This window comes from Shewanella sp. 10N.7, from assembly GCF_020806285.1.
GTDB lineage: Bacteria > Pseudomonadota > Gammaproteobacteria > Enterobacterales > Shewanellaceae > Shewanella > Shewanella electrodiphila.
In genome coordinates this window covers 56,458-74,071 of record NZ_JAJGZS010000011.1, presented here as the reverse complement: position 1 = coordinate 74,071, position 17,614 = coordinate 56,458, and the positions used below count along the sequence as shown (strand labels likewise).

Below are 17,614 nucleotides of genomic sequence, written 5' to 3'. Positions count from 1 at the left end.
TAAATGCTCACAAGGAATGCATAAAGGGAATTTTGATACAAGTTGCTCGCTGTTAATTTAATGTTAAATACTAGCGAGCTTGTTTAACACATTGTTTAATAGAATATTAAAATGACAGTATAGCTCTGAGCTTTTGGTTGTTACATTTAGGTTGTCAATGTTGCTATGGCGGTTGAAGTGTTCTATTTGATACAAATAGTTACAGCTTGGTTCCTTGTTTGCGATTGATTACTTATTTGCATTTGTTAAGGTCGTGTTACCTATAGAACAATCAAATTAATACGCATTAGGCATCGATGAAGTGGTGTTAGTCGAACTGTGCAGGAGAAGCTAAAACATGGAGCTAAGGCATATTAAGCATTTTGTGTTGCTCGCAGAAGTTAAGCATTTCAACAAAGCGGCTGAAATTCTCAATATTACCCAACCTTCATTATCTAAGAGTATTCAACGCCTTGAAATGCTGATAGGCGGACAATTATTAAATCGAGATTCAAAGTCTGTGTCGGTCACGGCGCTGGGACAAGTGTTACTTAAGCATGGGCAAAAAATTCTCAAAAAATTTGAAGAAATGGAACAAGAAGTCACTTTGTTTCAAGGCTTTGATGAAAAAGAGTTACGTATTGGCGCAAGTCCAATACCATCCAATAGTCTAGTTGGGCCTATTGTTGGTCACTTCTTAAGAGATTTTGCTGACATAAGTGTCGAGCTCAAAGTGGCCGCTTGGGAAGAGCTTTATCAACAGCTTATTTATGGTGATATAGATTTTTTTGTTGCTGAAACTAAAGTCACTGAACTTGAGAAAAGTGAGCTAGTTACTGTCACCGAACTGCCACCATATAAAGTTATTTTCTGTTGTAGACCTGAGCATCCGTTAACACAACTTCCACGTTTATATTTGCCGTCATTTAGAGATTATCCGTTAGCGATTCCTCGCCATTTGCCTAAATCGATTGCTGATGCTTTTGAAGATTTATTTAAGCAACAACGGGAGGACTTTTCTGGTATGGTCCGTTTTGATCAATTCCATCCGATTAAAGAGTCGATTATTAATGGCGATTTAATTGCGTTAACACCAGAGATATCAGTAAGAAGCCAAATAGAGAAGGGAGATTTAGTCGAATTATCTCCTTATGTTATGCCACTGATTTACGCACGTTTTAGTATAGTATCTTTGAAAGAGAAATCTCATTCTAAAGCGGCGGAAGGCTTCATTAAGTTTTTAGTTAATCGAGCTGAAACGGTGAAATTAGCAACGCCAGAGCTGACTTCATCAGAGGTTTCAGCATCAGAGCGTGCTAAAACTGAAGCGTCTGTTGCAGAGTTAACAGTATAAAAGAGTAGTTAAGCTAATAAGCAAGTGTCTAAGGAGGCATTAACATCAAAAAATTGATGTAGTTTGCCCAAAAAGAAAGGCCTTCATCTGAAGGCCTTTTAGTTGATTATATTAATGATTTATTAGTGATACTTTTTACGACGACTTGCGCCAAGTAATCCTAAGAAAACTAACCCTAATAAACTTAAACTTCCTCCATCGTCATTCTCTGGAGTTGCTTCAGGTTCAATTGGATTCTCTGCTGCTGGTGGAGTTGGCTCCACACCATCAGAGTTAACCATTAACATGAATGTTGTCGTGCTCATATCATTCGGGAACACATTATCAGCAACAGTCACAGTTACCATGGTTTCTCCGTGGAAGTCAGCATCTGGCGTAATATCAAAAGTTGAACCTGATTTATGGCCATTGACTACAGCAGTAACATTGTCGCCCGTTACTGTAATTGTATTAGCAGACATGCCGCCATCATTATCAGTATAGTGAACTGCAATGCCTTCTAATGTGGCATTTTCATCAACCATGTGATCATTAATTGACTGCATTGAAATATTGGCTGCAACGGTAACAGTTTGAGATGTGTTTGCATCCGCAATGCCATCAACTGTACCAGTAACATCAATTAATTGATTGACTCCAAGCGCTGCTTGAATGACTTCAGCTTGGAAGCTTACTTCAACACGACTAGACTGCGGGCCATCGATGTTATAACAAACCACTAATTCATCATGTAATTTGTCGTTAAGATCATTGTAGGCATACGATGCACCTTGGTGTCCATTAAGTGGCCAGTAACCAGCTCTTGGTCCATTGTAACCACGTACACCAATTGATCCTGAACCACTTTGGCTGCCAACATCAACATTGTTGTAAGCCATGATGTATTCATATTCACCGGCTTTATGGCTAGTGTATTCACGCATAAATACTTGGAAGTCGTAACTATCATCACGAGGAGTAATGATTTGATTCCAGTTTTCATCGTAACCAAAGTCATGGGTGGCTGCATTATCCCATTCAAGTAGGGTGTAGCCTTCATAGTAAGCAATCGATACACCTTTTTGTAATTCAGCATCCCAGCTAGGTTCATAAATCGCTAGTGTGGTTTTCTGATTCCAGTTGATGTCTTGTTCTGCATTCCATAACGGCGCGACAATAAAGTCAGGTGGCGTTGAGTAGTTTGTTGCAGGTAACTCTAAATGCACTCGTTGAGGCATGATATCCCATGGATTGAATTGCAGGTAATCCAGTTGCAGCCAACCACGAGAACTCAAGACAACTTGGTCTGTCACAAAGTAGTCTTCATTATCAAACGGTTTCATGTCGCTATAAATTGTCGGAATTGTGACTTCGTGAGTCCAGTCAGCCCAGCCCCATTCATTCACTTCATAGAATGAGCCCCAAGAAGGCTGTATATCGAACTTAACGAGATCAACATACTTACCATCAATTGGCGTACCATCGATATAGTCAATATTCCATGGGGTACGACACATAGGGTCGGTTTCATTAGTCGTAACCACATAGTTAGTGGCTTTATCTGCAGTATTTAATTGACTTGTGGTCAATGTAAATCCGCTATCAGTTGCAGTGACGCCTGCTAAATCCACCAGTGAATCAGGCACAATACTTAGGCCTTCTGATAGTAAAGCTGTTAACTCTACATTACGGTCAGCGCCACTTTGATTCGCTTGCACAATTAAGCTTACATCAATAATGTCACCCACTCGTGCAGCATCTTGTGAACTGTTGATTGATACTGTGTTCACGCCACGTTTTATGGTCATTGGTACTAAAGTCAGTGAACCTTCCTCATTAGTACCAGCTTGAATAGCTGCTGCAGAGTAATAGGTTTTACCTTGCTCCATCATCATATTCCAATCAATATTTAATGATGAGTTTAGCTCCTCTGAGTCACTGAAAGTTAAGCTAATATCATTAGTTTGTTCTTTGGCAACTAAAGCATATGACATTTCATAAGTGTCGATATTCTCCCATGGGTACATTATATAGTTTTGTACCATGATGATGTATTCACCTGCTTGTGGATTTTCCAGTGAGCAATATTCACCAATGGTCGTTTGTGGTAATTGCGAGCCACAAATAGCCTCAGAGTAATGAAGTTGGCCGTCGTTGTTATAGTCTTGGAATATCATGATGTCAGCATCAGCAAACACATCATGAGCCGTATTCATAGAAGACTTTATACGGTCGGTTAATTCAGCTCTGAAAACAGCCGTATTCTGCGGAACCGTTACATTGAAAGTTTTGATATTGGCAAGTTCGGTATTCCAAAAACCATTTTCATCGACCATTTGATCGCTAAATTGCAGTCTTGGTAAATCAAACTCATGAACAATAGCTTCAACAGGCGCATAGGCAACACCTGAAAGTGAGCTCGCAGGTACCCCAAATGGCACATCCTCGATGGTATGAGATGCCATATCATCATGGGCTTTTACATTGATGGTATTGGGTAGTGTTGTACCTGTAAACTTGGCCGAGAATGGCCAATGTGAAGCTGGAATTGTTTCATCAGTAGCGATGAATTGAATTTCACCATGGGTTTCTGCCACCGTTCCATCGTACCAAGCCATGTCAGATTCTTCGAAAGAGCCGTTAATGGTTAAAGTGATTGACTCACCTTTTTTCAAACTAAACTCTGCCGGTGTTACCGTCATTTTTGCACTTGGATCTAATGAATAACCCCTGTACATAGGACCTTCCTGTGCTTGGTTAACTTCAACACTCCAAGTACCGTCTTTGGTCGCTGTGACAGTTCGTAGCCAAGTACAAGTTCGGCCACAATCATTGTTGATTAGCTGCGGTAAATTCAAATCACGAACTAAACCGCCATTTTGTGGATTAGCACGGCGAAAGTTATCAGCCGTTTCATCCATTAACAGACCCGCGTTAATAGCGCGTTCAACATTTGCTAAACCATGTCCTGCGCGGTAAACACCCGCAACCTTTGTTTCCCCCGTCATTGGATGGGGAGTTTTGATCGCCATACTATCAGCGGTCATTTGTAGTGCCGATTGAATTTGGCTCGCAGTCCAATCAGGGTTGGCCTGACGAATCAGCGTCATCATACCTGCTACATGTGGTGAGGCCATCGATGTACCACTAATAGTATTGTAATCTCGGGTATCACCGTAAGGGTTAAATGGGCTTTCATCATTCCAAGCGGCAAAAATATTCACCCCTGGCGCAGCAATGCCGGGTGAGAATAACTCATCAACTGTGCTAGATGGACCACGAGATGAAAATGAAGCTAACCAATCGGCATCATCTTCATTGATATCACGTGTAGCACGTGATGCTGTTATGGTGCCTGATAAGGTTTCACCATTGGCAGACATAAGCCAAGGCTGTAAACCGGTAACGTTCCAGCTACCAAAGTACTGGCTTGCAGTTAAATGAATACCAGGGATAACGTATGCATCGTCAACGACATGAGCATCTTCATTCCATGTGTTATAAAGAACAAAGCCACCAGCGCCGCCGGCTTGTACATTCACTGCTTTTTCGACGCGTGCAATATCGCCACGTTCACAAATAACAATGTCTGTTGCTTGGAAGGTATCGGCAGCAAATGGGCTGTTACAACGGGCATCACCAAAGTCGGCAGCGATAACAAAATCACCGCTGAATTCCGCTGATATGCCTGCGCCATCAAGTTGCTGAGGTGCTAAATTGCTGTCGCCACCCATAAGGTTATTAAGTGCTTTATCATGAATATTGATTGAGCGAGCATGAGTGGTTGCTGCAACATTGAGAACCCAAGGGGAGGTATGATCTACCGTGTATAGGCTATCTTCGCCATAGGCTGCACCAGAGTTACCTGCTGAAAGTGCGACAGCGATACCTGCTTCACGAGCCGATAAGAATGCCATTTCAAATGCATCGTTCCAAGGGAAGCTTTCACCGCCGCCAATAGACATGTTGATTGCATCAACACCATCCAGGATAGCTTGCTCGATACCAAATAAAATCGCATCGCCGGGACAACCATCAGAATCACACACTTGGTATGAAATTATATTTGCATGGGGCGCAACACCTGAAATCATTGGCATACTGACGCCAATAGGGTTACCCGCACCGCCGCCAAGTTCGGTGGTTACTACATCCACATCATATAAAATATTACCCGCAACCGTGCTGGCTACGTGGCTACCGTGGCCTTCATAGTCTTCACCAAATTGCATATCAGTTGGATAAGTGCCAGTGATGTTTTCATGGGTATAAACCCCAATAAGTTTGTCATTACACTTATCTGCAAACTCGGCTTCAGCACAGCCACCTAAGTAATTACCACTACCAAGCGGGTTGGTATGCACATAACCATCACCACCCACAGCAGCGAAAGAAGGATGATCGGTATTAACGCCAGTATCAATGATACCTACCACCATACCCTCACCTTGGTATTTCATTCCATTTGAGGTTGCAGTTCCATCCCAGATCCCAGTTGCGCCAACATGTTCTGGTCCTATATCTGTATGTAACTGTAATTTTGTTGAACGCTGAATAAAGGCAACTTCAGACTGCTCAGCCAGGCGCATAGCCTGCTGTTGAGTCATTTTTACTGTGAAAGCATTAATGGCTGTAGTGAATTGTTTTTCCGCTTGAACACCTGCTGTTGCAATTACTTGTTGTTGTTTATTAAGCAAGTGAGTTTTATAGCCATCAATGGCTTGTTGATGTTGTGGCTGGGCATTGAAACTATTTAGGTTGCTGCGCTTTCGCTGTAGTGCTTGCTTAGTGGATTGCAATCCTGGAATCGTGCCATCGTAAGTGGCAATTGGCTTGTCATTCATTCTTACTATGTAAGTGTGCTCGCCGCTCAGTCCTTGTTCTAAATTAATCTTTTGTGTGGCTGACTTAGATTGATAATGAATATTTGCTGATTGCCTATGGCGCAGAGGAGTTGACACTGACTCTGCCTTATATTGAGCCGCTAATTTTTTTTGCTTGTGTAGCTCCATCATATTAATTGTTGAAGGTATTTGCGGCTCAGTATTCAATTTAGACTGCTGATTAATATCAGCAGCTACATTGCCTACACCGCCAGCATAAATAGCAGCAAGTGTCATCAATGTCAGTTTTTTTATTTTCATGATGCTTCCCTATTAATTATTATTTTATTAACCGCAAACAATTAAATTTGGCAGTTAAATAGATATTGCAAAATTGTTAACTGATAATCCAATGAGAAATTAAGCATTGAACAATGCAATAAAACTATTAATTGAAAATAGTTTTTAAAATTTATTGATGCACTTTTTGAATTGATTTAATACCTATTGTTAATCAATTAAGTTAAAATTAAATGATACATTTTGATACGAATTTTTTTTACATAAAATTCTTTTAATTCAATATTTTAGTTATTTTATTTTAACCTGGTTTTATTTGGTTGTTTATGTTTAACTTTAAAGTTAATATTCGGTTAATGCATAATTGATTTTATTTTTTAGTTTTATTTGATGTGTTTGTTGTTTCTGGTTAAGTTGACGTGATTGTTATTGATCTAGCTTTTGTTTTGTTTTTATATATTTGGGATTGTTATGGAATTACGTCATTTAAAACATTTTTTGGTGGTTGCTGATTTAAAACATTTCCATCGTGCTGCACTTGAATTGAATTTAGCTCAGCCTTCGTTATCACGAAGCATTCAAAAAATGGAAGACTTATTAGGAGCCAAATTATTAGAAAGAACATCACGTTCAGTGACATTAACTCCATTTGGAGAAGTGGTTGTTGAACATGGTAGTCGGATTATTCGTGATGTGGATTTTTTAAAGCGTGAAATTAAAGCTATTCAAGGACTAGAAACCGGAGAGTTAATTGTTGGTGCCAGTGCAATACCTTTAAACAGTATTGTGGGACCTAGCATTGGCCAATTTGTTAATAGTTTTCCTAATGTAAATGTGGAGTTGAAGGTCGGCAATTGGTTGTCGCTATATCAGCAGTTATGCAAAGCTGAAGTGTCGTTGTTTATTGCAGAAACCAGAGCGACCGAGTTGGATCACAGAGAAGATATTGAAGTTATTCCATTGCCAAGCTTTCAGGCTATTTTTTGTTGCCGTGCAGATCACCCATTGACTCAACAAGATTCGTTATCTTTGGATACTCTTAAGCAGTATCCCATTGCGATCCCATCAGCTTTACCTAAGCCTTTATATGATCAATTTGGCGATCTGTTTTCAAAGTATCGAAACGATTTCTCTGGCTTGGTTAAATTTGAACAGTTTCAGGCCATTAAAGAATCATTGTCTGAGTGCGATTTAGTGGCGTTAGCGCCAGATGTATCGGTTAAAAAAGAGATTGAAGCGGGTAGTTTAGTGGCATTATCGCTAGCTGATATGCCAGACATTCAAGCATCATTTAGCATTGTTCATTTAAAAAACCGCCGACTCACGCCAGCAGCAACAGCTTTTATCAATTTTATTAATCCGGAGTAGACTTATTTAATAGTTTTTTCCGCTTGATGTTGATGGCTTATTATTTGATTAACAGTGTCAAATATCCATTGAAATAAAGGCTTGTTTCGATGCCGATAGTGGTGGCAAAAATAGCTGTTAAATTTTGCAGGTTTGTTTTCTATTTGAATGCGCTTACTTAATACCTGAGATGAATCTACACCATGATACTCAGCACCTGCTGCATGTATGAGTTCAGTTTTAGCGACAACGTTTAAAATTGATTCAGGGTGCGGGCTTCTAAAGACTATTTTTGGGGTTAAGCCTGATCTTTCTAGATATCTTTCTACGAAAGTGGTGTTCTCATTCCAGCCTGGTATATGTAAAACTGCCAGAGGATAGGTTGCAAGTGCTTGTTCATCAATGGCTCTGCTAGCAAGCGGGTGCTGCTTACTTAAATATACACGGGCATGTAAACTCGGCATTGATTTTACCGTCATTTCTTTAGACAATTTTGGTGAAAGTATTGTTACTGCAATATCTTGCTTTCCTGTTAATAAATCCTCTTCAGTATCCTTATTCCAAACTGACACAACCAGTTCGACTTTTGGTGCAACCTCGTGAAGTGCCAAAAACAACTTATCACTTATTAATCCTATTAGTACTGGATGCAAGGTGACATTGAGTCGCCCTGTCAATTCAGACATTTCAAATTGATCGACATGATTAATAATGTCGGATAGCTCTTGCCAAGTATTAGGTAAGTGCTGGGCTAAATAGTGGGCTTTATCTGTAGCACTTAGACCATGTCTCGTTTTGACAAAGATAGGATCATTGAAAGCATCACGCAGTTTTTGTAAGGCGCGGCTCACCGCAGGTTGGCTCATATTGAGTCGTTCAGCGGCTTTATGGGTATTAAGCTCTTCATACAAGATGAAAAAAACAGTGATCAAATTAAGATCGAGCATTTCAAATGGGGTTTTATTCATTGTATTTAAGGATAATTGCTCTGAGGTTTTTATAGTGTATTGCGGAACTGCTGAAATGTCGAAGTTGTTGTCATTTAGATAGCTAGACTTTAAGCCAATCGACTAAAAAGCCCTTAACAGTTGAGTTAAGGGCTTTAGTTAAAGGCTTTTGTTAAAGGCTTTAGTTTAGCGCTATCAAGAAAATGGTATTGTCGCTATTTGACTATTGCTCTAATTTGATTTTTCCACTCACTGTGCTGGCATTAAAGCTGCCGCTTCCTTGTTGGGTTTTAAATTGAATAGACTGACGTGATGAATACTTGGTTTTCATTGGTTTATCGTCAGTTAAACGATTTTCAATTCTTCCACCTGGACCACCATCAATCTCGAATGCTAAATTTGGCATATTGGTAAACTTAACTTCAATGTCACCGCTGACAGTATCGAATAATACTTTAGTGATGGCGTCACTCAGTTTAACTTCAATATCGCCGCTAACAGTAACCACTTTAACTTTTTCCGCAGCAGTAAAACTGCCTTCAACGTCACCAGAAACTTGGTCAATGCTTAAGTCTGTGACTAAGTTATTTTCAGATTCTAACTCACCACTGACCAGGCGATATTTTACTTTACCTTGCACATCTTTGTCTTTGATATCTCCTGACACAGTTTCTAATTCAATGTTACCGTTAAGCTTTTCAGCTTTGATGTCGCCTGAAACAGTGTTTAAGCTGATTTTACCTTCAATATCTTCAACTTCCATACTGCCACTGACTAAAGATAATTGAACTTTACCAACTAGTTTCTCAACTTCGTAGTCAGCAGAAACCCCTTCGGCTTCCAGTGCTAAATTTGATGGAATACGAATAACTAAGTTTGAACCTTGATCATTGTTACCGCGGTAGCTGCTTGGTAGCTTATCCTCTATGATAATATCGCCGCCTTTTTTTTCAAAAACAAAGCCCTCTGATAGTTCATCAAGCTGACCCTTTACGCTAATAATATCCTTATCCCAACCAATAATTTCGACCTTGCCACGTTGTACTTTTAACTCAATATTAGGGTTGGCAGAAACGGTCATTTCACGCTCTATCTGTTCGACTGCTTGCGCCATCAGTGGAGTCATTAACAGACTGCAGCCGAATATCGTTCGACTGACTAGCTGGTTAAGGGTGATATTCATATTTGATTTCCTTGAGTTGATGGAGCTGTATTCATTGGTGTGCGTTGCTGTTGTTGTAACAATTCTATTTCGCGTTTCATAATCCAAAGCCATAAATCCCAAACTTGTTTATTGTTAGGGTCATTCTTTAAGGCTTGCTGAATCTCTTTTGAGGCAAGTTCTAGTTCTGAAAACCCTTTATTGAACGGGTTAGTTTGATTATCAAGCTGTATACCTACGGTGTATTTGTTGTCTTCAAATGAGGCAATTTGTTGCTGATGCGTCTGGGCAATTTGATCGACCAGTGCAATTAAATCTTCGGTGGACTGGTTTGATAATGCGTTATTGACCGTTAGGGTTTCAGTGGAGCTGATGTTTGGCGTCGACAGTTTCCAGCCTAATACCATCACAAATGCAAGGCTTGCGGCCATTGCAATCATTTTCCAATGTGAATCCCCTTTGACCATGCTGTTTTGTGTCATATTGCTGTTGGTTTTCGCATTAATTTGGTCATCAATGTCTTGCCAAAGATCGACCTTAGGACTGATTTCTTTGGGTAAACTGGCTATCAAATCGTCAAGGTTTTCTTGTTGTGGTTGGTTTTTTTTCATGACAGCATTTCCTGTAACATCTGTTTTGCTCTGTGGTACTGGGTTTTGCTCGTTCCCACTGCAATATTCAATATTTCTGCAATTTCCTGATGCTGATAACCTTCAATGGCGCTTAATACAAATACCACTCTGGTTCTTTCTGGTAACTTCATTATTAACTTGTCTAAACGGTGATATTCATAATGCCGACTTGCTTCTTGTTCGTTTTCGTCGGTAATACTGCTATCAGGTAAAAAGCGGTGCCAAAAACGCTGTTTGGCTTTCATGCTGTTAATGGCTTGATGAACCGATAACTTATGCAACCAAGTGGTGAACTGACTTTGACCATTAAACTGTTCTAATTTTTGCCACAATCTAACAAAGCAGTCCTGACAGATTTCATCGGCATGATCATGACTACCACTAAGGCGAAAACAAATGGCATACACTCGTCCCTGGTGACGCAAATATAACTGCTTAAATGCAGCTTTATTACCTGACCTGGCTAGATTCACTAATGTCTCGTCAGGCGTAAGCCCATCGATTTGATCGTGATTAGCCTGATTTTGATCTGTTTCAGCGTTTTTACTTGGCTGCTGAAACTGGCAATCAATGTCAGTAATGTTGTTGGAGTTCAGGGTCACCGTTTTATCCGTTTGGGTGCGAGTTACTAGATTAGACATTAGCAAGTTAGTAAAAGGTTTACTCGTATATAAAAAATAATATCTAGAAAATCAACTTTTGGTCGATAAAGATACAGTCAGTATCCTGAAAGCTAATACATTATTAGCTTATACAGGCTATAAAAATTAGTTTGCTTAAAAGTTGTCTAATAGGTAATTAAGCATCTATATTTTTAATGTACCTTAAGGTTATTAAGGATTTATATGCTAATTCGTACCAAGTTAATATTGAGTGTTGTGGTGTCACTAGTCGCATTTGTCGCGATGTTTTTATTGCAACTCTATACCAGTGATGTGAAATCGACTTTGGCAGGCGCTGCCAACAATATTACTGAAATTGAGCGAGAAGTTTTACAACTTCGAGTGACGGAAAAAGACTTTTTTGCCCGGTTAGACAGTAAATATATTGATGAACATGACAATATTTATGTCGATATTAATAATACGATAGCTGCGCTTAATGAGGCATTAACCGATCGTGGTTTATCCACTCAAAGCTTATCGAGTTTTAACCAAAGTCTGGACACCTATAAAACCATGTTTGCTGAGTTAGTGACTTTACAAACAGAAATAGGCTTAACACCGAAGACGGGTTTATATGGGGATTTACGCAAGTCAGTTCATAATGTTGAAACCATTTTAAAAGAGCAAGGACAAGCGGAGTTATCAGTCACCATGTTACAGTTGCGCCGTAACGAGAAAGACTTTATGTTACGCCGGACCCAAAGCTACCTAGATAAATTCGAAAAGAATTTAGATTTATTCCAATCCCAACTTCAGTCTTCATCTCTCAATTCATCAACCAAGAATCAACTATCAGGATTGGCTGATGCTTATCAAAAAAGTTTTATCTTATTAACTGATAAAGAAAAGCTATTTGGTTTAACCGCTTATGATGGTGACATGCTGAAACTAAGAGAAGCCATTAAAAGGACGGATACCGATCTTATTCATCTGCATGAACAAACTAATGCTCAAATTGCAGGAGCTGAAACTAATGCGCTGATTTTAGGGGTAAGTATTTTTGTGCTTATCTCCGTGATCTTATCGATTTCTGCTTATCTTATTTTACGCAGTATTGTGGTGCCGATTAATGATATCAATCGGGTGATCTCAGAAGTTGAAAAGAATAAAGATTTAACGCTTCGTTGTGATGAAAGCAAAAACGATGAACTTGCAAGAATTGCAAAACACTTTAATGCCATGGTGCTCAGTTTTCAGCAATTGATTGAGCAAGTGAACGAATCAGTAGATGCGATGAATATCTCCTGCGAGGAGCTGACTCAAAATGCTGTTACGGCATCTGAAGGCGTTTCAAAACAATTAAGTGAAACGGACATGGTCGCAACAGCCATTACTGAAATGGGGGCGACCATTGATGAGATTGCCAGTAATACTGAGCAAGCAGCACTTAAAGCCAACGAAACCAATGACAATGCTCAGCAAGGTTTAGTCAGTGTTGAACAGACAATTGAGAAAATACAAAGCTTAGCAAGTCAGCTGAGTGATTCATCAAACGTGGTCGCAGACTTAGAACGTGACAGCGAAACCATAGGCAGCGTGTTAGATGTTATTAGAGGTATTGCAGAACAAACTAATTTACTGGCATTAAATGCTGCTATTGAGGCTGCTAGAGCCGGTGAGCAAGGCAGAGGATTCGCGGTAGTGGCAGATGAGGTCAGAAACCTTGCCATGCGCACCCAAGAGTCCACCGAAGAAATTTCGAAAATTATTTCAACTTTGCAAAGCCGTACTCATTCGATTGTGCAGTTAATGGATGCCAGTCAACAGCAGGGTTCAGAAAGCGTCGAGCAAGCTGGTGGAGCAGGGGACTTACTCAACTCAATCACCCAAGATGTGCAAACCATATCAGACATGAGTACCCAAATTGCGACCGCCATTGAAGAGCAAAGTATGGTGGCTGCAGAAGTCGGTAAAAATGTAGTGGTGATCCGTGATATTGCAGATGAAACAGCCAATGCAACTGAAGAGAATGCGGCGGCAACACAAGATGTTAGACAGCGAGCAGAGTCATTACATGAAGCGGTGAGCTTATTTAAAGTGAGTTAAATCTAAAAGCCATTTATTAGGCTCTAATATGCAATGGGTTTATGCAATGGGTTTATGCAAATGGCTTTTGCAATGGGCTTATGTAATTGGCTTTAAAATCAGTATTAACTATTTACAGGAATAGTCCACATTATTGAGTTCCAATCAGTGAAGTGTTTTTGTGTAAGGTTTATATTAAATTCAAGTGGATATTAAATAAAAAGAATAATTGGGATAGCGATGTTTGTTTTAAGAAAGAGTCATACACAACTACAACAAGAAAATGATGCGTTAAAAGAGAAAATTAATCAGTTATCTAATGAAAATGCTCAATTAGCTGATAACAATGCGCATCTAAATGAACAATTCAATGCTATTCAAGAAAATTCAGATACAAAATTTAGAGGAATGCTCCTAGATTGTGCGATTCAATCCTTAGGACATATTGAAGGAGTTAGAGGCACTGTCCTTCAAGCTCATATTGATATTAATAATGAGAAAGAAGCGAGTGAACAAATTAACGACTCGCTAGATGCTTCAAATCAATCACTTGAAAGCATGGTTGAGGGCATAGAGACAATCACTCAAAAAATGACTGGCTTAACGACTAATATATCTGGTTTATCTTCAATGGCAGATAACATCAATTCGTTTGTTGCGACTATTTCAAAAATTTCTGACCAAACTAATTTGTTAGCTTTGAATGCTGCAATTGAGGCAGCTCGTGCTGGAGATGCAGGTCGAGGTTTTAGTGTCGTTGCTGATGAGGTGAGGGCCTTAGCAAGCAATACCAATGGTTCTGCTAAAGAAGTTGCTGAGTTAGTGCAACAAATTATTCAATCGACCAATGAAACTGTTTTTTCAGTTGAAGATATTCAAGGTAGTAATGCAGAGTTAGCGGGTGGGATGTCATCTCTTAATGAGGATTATGATTCTATTATTTCATTCTGCACTTCTATGAAAGATGCAATTGGTCATGCTTCATTACGTACCTTTATTCAAACAGTAAAGTTGGATCATATTGTATGGAAAGGCGATGTTTATGCTGTCGCTTCTGGAGCGAGTCAAAAAGAGATTGGAACATTTTCAGATCATACTATGTGTCGATTAGGTAAATGGTACCAAACAACAGGCAAGGAAAGTTATGCCAATTTATCTGCCTTTAAAAGGCTAGATGAGCCACATAAACTTGTGCACTGTAATGGGGTTGAAGCGCTTTCTTTAATTAATGCTGGCGAGAAAGAAAATGCATTGAAATACCTAGAAGCGATGGAGTTAGCCAGTGAGAAAGTGATGGCTTGTTTAGATGAGATTGCACAAAGCAGCTAAGGTAATTAGCAGACATTAATTTAATTGTAATAAATTCAAGCCAACAAAAAGCCCAATCACTGATTGGGCTTTTTAGTGTTCAATGAACCATTTATTCAAACTGTTTGGTTTCAGACTGCTTATGCTGGCACAATAGTGTTTACACCATCTGGTGAGCCAACCAATAATACGTCTGCACCGCGATTAGCGAATAAGCCGTTAGTGACAACACCAACAATGGCGTTAAGCTGAGTTTCGAGTGCTTTAGGGTCAAGAATTTTATAGTTGTACATATCTAAAATAACGTTACCGTTATCCGTTACAACACCTTCACGGTAAACAGGATCGCCGCCAAGTTTAACTAATTCACGTGCCACATATGAACGTGCCATCGGAATAACTTCGATTGGTAGTGGGAATTCACCTAACACATCAACTTGCTTAGTATTATCTACAATACAGACGAACTTCTTTGCTACTGCAGCAACAATTTTTTCGCGTGTTAATGCAGCGCCGCCGCCTTTGATCATATCCATGTGAGCATTGATTTCATCAGCTCCATCGACATAAACAGATAAATCAGCAACGCTATTCATATCAAATACTTCAATACCTAATTGCTTCAATTTTTCTGTTGAAGCTTCAGAGCTAGAAACTGCCCCTTGAATGTCGTGCTTCATTGTCGCTAACGCATCAATAAAGTGATTTACCGTTGAACCAGTTCCTACACCAACAATACTGTTTTCTTCGACGTATTTTAGTGCAGCCCAGCCGGCAGCTTTTTTCATTTCATCTTGGGTCATATCAACATCCTAAGGTGGCTATTTAGCTATGGTAAGTATTAATTTGGGCAAGAGTATAGCAAATGCTTGCCTGTTCAAGATATGACAAGGATTTAATTAATTGCATCAATGGTCTCAGAAGTTGACACAGAATAAAATTCTGCCTGTTTAAAGGCATTTAGCACTCGAAAATTTATGTCACTAGCAAATTTACGCTCTAATCGAATATCCATCACATAGGCTTTTACCGTTAAGGTAATCAGATGCTCACCATATTGATAATCAGTGGCAATATTGACCGTAATGGGTTTATCTAAAAAAGTGTAAGGCGAACATTGAGTGGCTTCTTTTGCCAGTTGAATCGCGTGCAGATGATCAACGCTAATGGGTAGCTTAAATGTCACCACTACCATTTCATCTAATGCGCCACTGTTAGCATTCGACACCGCCGTTTTTAAGGCCTCAGCGTTGGGCACCATGACAGTATTGTCATCAAAAGTGCGTAGCCAGGTGACACTCCAATCAAGTTGAATCACCTCACCATAGTGACCTGAAAGCGTGACCATATCACCCACTCGATAAGGCGGGGTGATCATAATAATCAGTCCAGCAATCATATTTTTAGCGGGCTCTTGTGTCGCTAAACCTAATACAATCCCGATGGAACCAATAACGGCTAATATCAAATTCTCGTGAGGGTCGATGATTTCAGTGATGGTGTAAATCATCACGGTAGCCCAAACAAATAAGCGCGCAAAAGGGTATAAACGACTCCAGAGTAAACGGTATTTTGGCAGTTTGATGGTGAGCTGTTTCAACACAAATTGCACGATAACCATAAGCAGCCAAGCAAATAAACATACGGTGGCAAAAGCTAATAATTTATCAAAAGAAATAATGTCGAGTATGGCTTGTAGTGCTTTACGTGAATCATCCATGCTTATTGCTCCTACAAGTAAAGTTTATTGTGATTAACTAAATGACTGGCGATAAGCCGGGTTAATGTTGGGGGAATGACGTAGTAATGCTGAGCAAAGTCCAACTTTGAGTAATGAGGTTTAAGTAAGCCCTGGCGTGAAAGATATTCTAATTTTAATGAGCTTTGTTCTATGCTGGTGGCAAAAATTTCAGCATGCTGAAATATGCGTAAGCCTCCATGAACATAGATCTCAGCCAAGCTAAATAAATCTTCATCAGTACATTGTTTAAGTGTTGCTAAGTCCGGTGTGCATATTGGTTTTATGCTTAAAGGGTGATTAGGGTCTTCGGTTAACGCATTAAATAGTAAAACACAGGCGAGTTTGCTGTGACCGCCACTGACTTGGTGCAATTGCTTTGTTAGCTGTTCAAATGCGGCTTTCTCTGTTTCTTCATTGCCATCACTTGTTAAAGTCAGGCTAATATTAGCGGTTTTAGCTTGGATGACATCTCGAAACTCTAATAAAGAAAAGTATTCTAATCTAACGATAATTTTGACGAAGTTTGTGATGGAGTATTGTGACGATAAGCGATGCCATACATAGGTTTCACAGCCTAGGATCCAGCAATGCTGTTGGCGTGTTTCCATGATAACTGTCGCGAAGGTCACTAAAGCTTGATAGTTGCCCATCATTCTCAACATCAGTTTATGTAAGTCATCAATGATAATGATGTGTGAGTCTTGTTGATTAATAAGTGCAATTGCTTCAGTGATGGATTTGGGCTCATCGGTAATATTGAAGCAATAACACAAGTTAGCGATGGCTTCTTTGGTCGTGAGCGCTGCGTGGTAAAAGCTGACGTAAGTGACTGGCACTTGTTGATGATATTGATGATGAAATTGATTCAGAAAAGAGCTAACGCCAGAGCCAAACGGGCCTATCACCGCGGTTAACTCGCCTTTATTATTTTGCCAACGAGAGATCGCATCACTGACCTTTTTCTGCTGAACATCTCGGCCAATAAACTGACTATTTACCGCTTGGAGAGGCGTTTCAATTTGCTGCTGATTTGACTGCTGAATTAGCTGAACATCTTGACTATCAAGGGCGACTGACTCGGCAAGCTTATTTGCTAAAGGCTGTAAGTCAGTTCTTATTGGATGATAAAGCAGACACTTTTCTACTTCAGAAAGTATGGTTGTGTCACGGGGATAAAGTTGGCTTATTTCCTTAAGCGAAAGTTTGCCTTCAATGCTGTCGCCATCATGACTGCTAGTCGATTGTCCTGATATTAGGTTTTTTATTGATTGCCATGCTTTTGAAACGCGTGGGAGTTGAACATCCATTTAATCGCTACCTTCATTGTCGACACATGCAAGCTCTTGGCTTAA

The 17,614-nt window shown here is 39.7% G+C and carries 12 protein-coding genes; 4 read left to right on the top strand and 8 right to left on the bottom strand.

The window, feature by feature from the left end; all coding sequences use genetic code 11:
• The first annotated feature begins 337 nt into the window (after positions 1–337).
• Positions 338–1,333 (top strand): LysR family transcriptional regulator, encoded by a 996-nt coding sequence (locus LMH66_RS09005; RefSeq protein ID WP_229369422.1) that lies wholly within the window; start codon positions 338–340, stop codon positions 1,331–1,333.
• A gap of 122 nt (positions 1,334–1,455) precedes the next feature.
• Here the strand turns inward: LMH66_RS09005 and LMH66_RS09000 are convergent, their stop codons facing one another.
• Positions 1,456–6,456 carry a S8 family serine peptidase gene (locus LMH66_RS09000; protein ID WP_229369421.1) on the bottom strand — a complete coding sequence of 1,667 codons (5,001 nt, stop codon included), beginning with the start codon at positions 6,454–6,456 and terminating at the stop codon, positions 1,456–1,458.
• A 450-nt stretch (positions 6,457–6,906) separates the two neighbouring features.
• Here LMH66_RS09000 and LMH66_RS08995 point away from each other — a divergent pair, with 450 nt between their 5' ends.
• A complete protein-coding gene (locus LMH66_RS08995; protein WP_229369419.1) occupies positions 6,907–7,803 on the top strand; it encodes a LysR family transcriptional regulator in 897 nt (298 codons plus the stop codon).
• A 2-nt stretch (positions 7,804–7,805) separates the two neighbouring features.
• On the opposite strand, the gene LMH66_RS08990 is transcribed toward LMH66_RS08995, so the two are convergent.
• The 4 genes from LMH66_RS08990 to LMH66_RS08975 all read right to left on the bottom strand — a co-directional run bounded on the left by LMH66_RS08990 (position 7,806) and on the right by LMH66_RS08975 (position 11,026).
• Positions 7,806–8,750 (bottom strand): LysR family transcriptional regulator, encoded by a 945-nt coding sequence (locus tag LMH66_RS08990; protein WP_229369417.1) that lies wholly within the window; start codon positions 8,748–8,750, stop codon positions 7,806–7,808.
• Between the two features lie 202 nt (positions 8,751–8,952).
• The gene (locus tag LMH66_RS08985) at positions 8,953–9,912 is read right to left on the bottom strand and encodes a DUF4097 family beta strand repeat-containing protein (protein ID WP_229369416.1); all 960 of its coding nucleotides are present in this window, start codon (positions 9,910–9,912) and stop codon (positions 8,953–8,955) included.
• Complete coding sequence (locus tag LMH66_RS08980) at positions 9,909–10,502, bottom strand: hypothetical protein (RefSeq protein WP_229369414.1); 594 nt, start codon at positions 10,500–10,502, stop codon at positions 9,909–9,911. Before LMH66_RS08980 ends, LMH66_RS08985 begins: the two co-directional genes overlap by 4 nt.
• A complete protein-coding gene (locus LMH66_RS08975; protein WP_229369494.1) occupies positions 10,499–11,026 on the bottom strand; it encodes an RNA polymerase sigma factor in 528 nt (175 codons plus the stop codon). The genes LMH66_RS08980 and LMH66_RS08975 overlap by 4 nt, the downstream gene beginning before the upstream one ends.
• A 342-nt stretch (positions 11,027–11,368) precedes the next feature.
• Here LMH66_RS08975 and LMH66_RS08970 point away from each other — a divergent pair, with 342 nt between their 5' ends.
• The gene (locus LMH66_RS08970) at positions 11,369–13,234 is read left to right on the top strand and encodes a methyl-accepting chemotaxis protein (RefSeq protein WP_229369412.1); all 1,866 of its coding nucleotides are present in this window, start codon (positions 11,369–11,371) and stop codon (positions 13,232–13,234) included.
• A gap of 219 nt (positions 13,235–13,453) precedes the next feature.
• Positions 13,454–14,542 (top strand): methyl-accepting chemotaxis protein, encoded by a 1,089-nt coding sequence (locus LMH66_RS08965; RefSeq protein ID WP_229369411.1) that lies wholly within the window; start codon positions 13,454–13,456, stop codon positions 14,540–14,542.
• Positions 14,543–14,661: 119 nt separating this feature from the next.
• On the opposite strand, the gene rpiA is transcribed toward LMH66_RS08965, so the two are convergent.
• From rpiA to LMH66_RS08950, 3 genes are all read right to left on the bottom strand, one after another.
• Positions 14,662–15,324: a ribose-5-phosphate isomerase RpiA gene (gene rpiA / locus LMH66_RS08960; protein WP_229369410.1), complete on the bottom strand. Its 663-nt coding sequence runs from the start codon at positions 15,322–15,324 to the stop codon at positions 14,662–14,664.
• A gap of 92 nt (positions 15,325–15,416) precedes the next feature.
• The gene (locus tag LMH66_RS08955) at positions 15,417–16,241 is read right to left on the bottom strand and encodes a mechanosensitive ion channel family protein (protein WP_229369409.1); all 825 of its coding nucleotides are present in this window, start codon (positions 16,239–16,241) and stop codon (positions 15,417–15,419) included.
• 11 nt (positions 16,242–16,252) lie between these two features.
• Positions 16,253–17,569: an ATP-binding protein gene (locus LMH66_RS08950; RefSeq protein ID WP_229369408.1), complete on the bottom strand. Its 1,317-nt coding sequence runs from the start codon at positions 17,567–17,569 to the stop codon at positions 16,253–16,255.
• Between the last annotated feature and the right edge of the window lie 45 nt (positions 17,570–17,614).

What these genes read in the sequence shown, in the direction of transcription:
- LMH66_RS09005 (WP_229369422.1), top strand. Translation starts at nt 338, where the DNA reads ATGGAGCTAAGGCATATTAAGCATTTTGTGTTGCTCGCAGAAGTTAAG.
- LMH66_RS09000 (WP_229369421.1), bottom strand. Translation starts at nt 6,456, where the DNA reads ATGAAAATAAAAAAACTGACATTGATGACACTTGCTGCTATTTATGCT.
- LMH66_RS08995 (WP_229369419.1), top strand. Translation starts at nt 6,907, where the DNA reads ATGGAATTACGTCATTTAAAACATTTTTTGGTGGTTGCTGATTTAAAA.
- LMH66_RS08990 (WP_229369417.1), bottom strand. Translation starts at nt 8,750, where the DNA reads ATGAATAAAACCCCATTTGAAATGCTCGATCTTAATTTGATCACTGTT.
- LMH66_RS08985 (WP_229369416.1), bottom strand. Translation starts at nt 9,912, where the DNA reads ATGAATATCACCCTTAACCAGCTAGTCAGTCGAACGATATTCGGCTGC.
- LMH66_RS08980 (WP_229369414.1), bottom strand. Translation starts at nt 10,502, where the DNA reads ATGAAAAAAAACCAACCACAACAAGAAAACCTTGACGATTTGATAGCC.
- LMH66_RS08970 (WP_229369412.1), top strand. Translation starts at nt 11,369, where the DNA reads ATGCTAATTCGTACCAAGTTAATATTGAGTGTTGTGGTGTCACTAGTC.
- LMH66_RS08965 (WP_229369411.1), top strand. Translation starts at nt 13,454, where the DNA reads ATGTTTGTTTTAAGAAAGAGTCATACACAACTACAACAAGAAAATGAT.
- rpiA (WP_229369410.1), bottom strand. Translation starts at nt 15,324, where the DNA reads ATGACCCAAGATGAAATGAAAAAAGCTGCCGGCTGGGCTGCACTAAAA.
- LMH66_RS08955 (WP_229369409.1), bottom strand. Translation starts at nt 16,241, where the DNA reads ATGGATGATTCACGTAAAGCACTACAAGCCATACTCGACATTATTTCT.
- LMH66_RS08950 (WP_229369408.1), bottom strand. Translation starts at nt 17,569, where the DNA reads ATGGATGTTCAACTCCCACGCGTTTCAAAAGCATGGCAATCAATAAAA.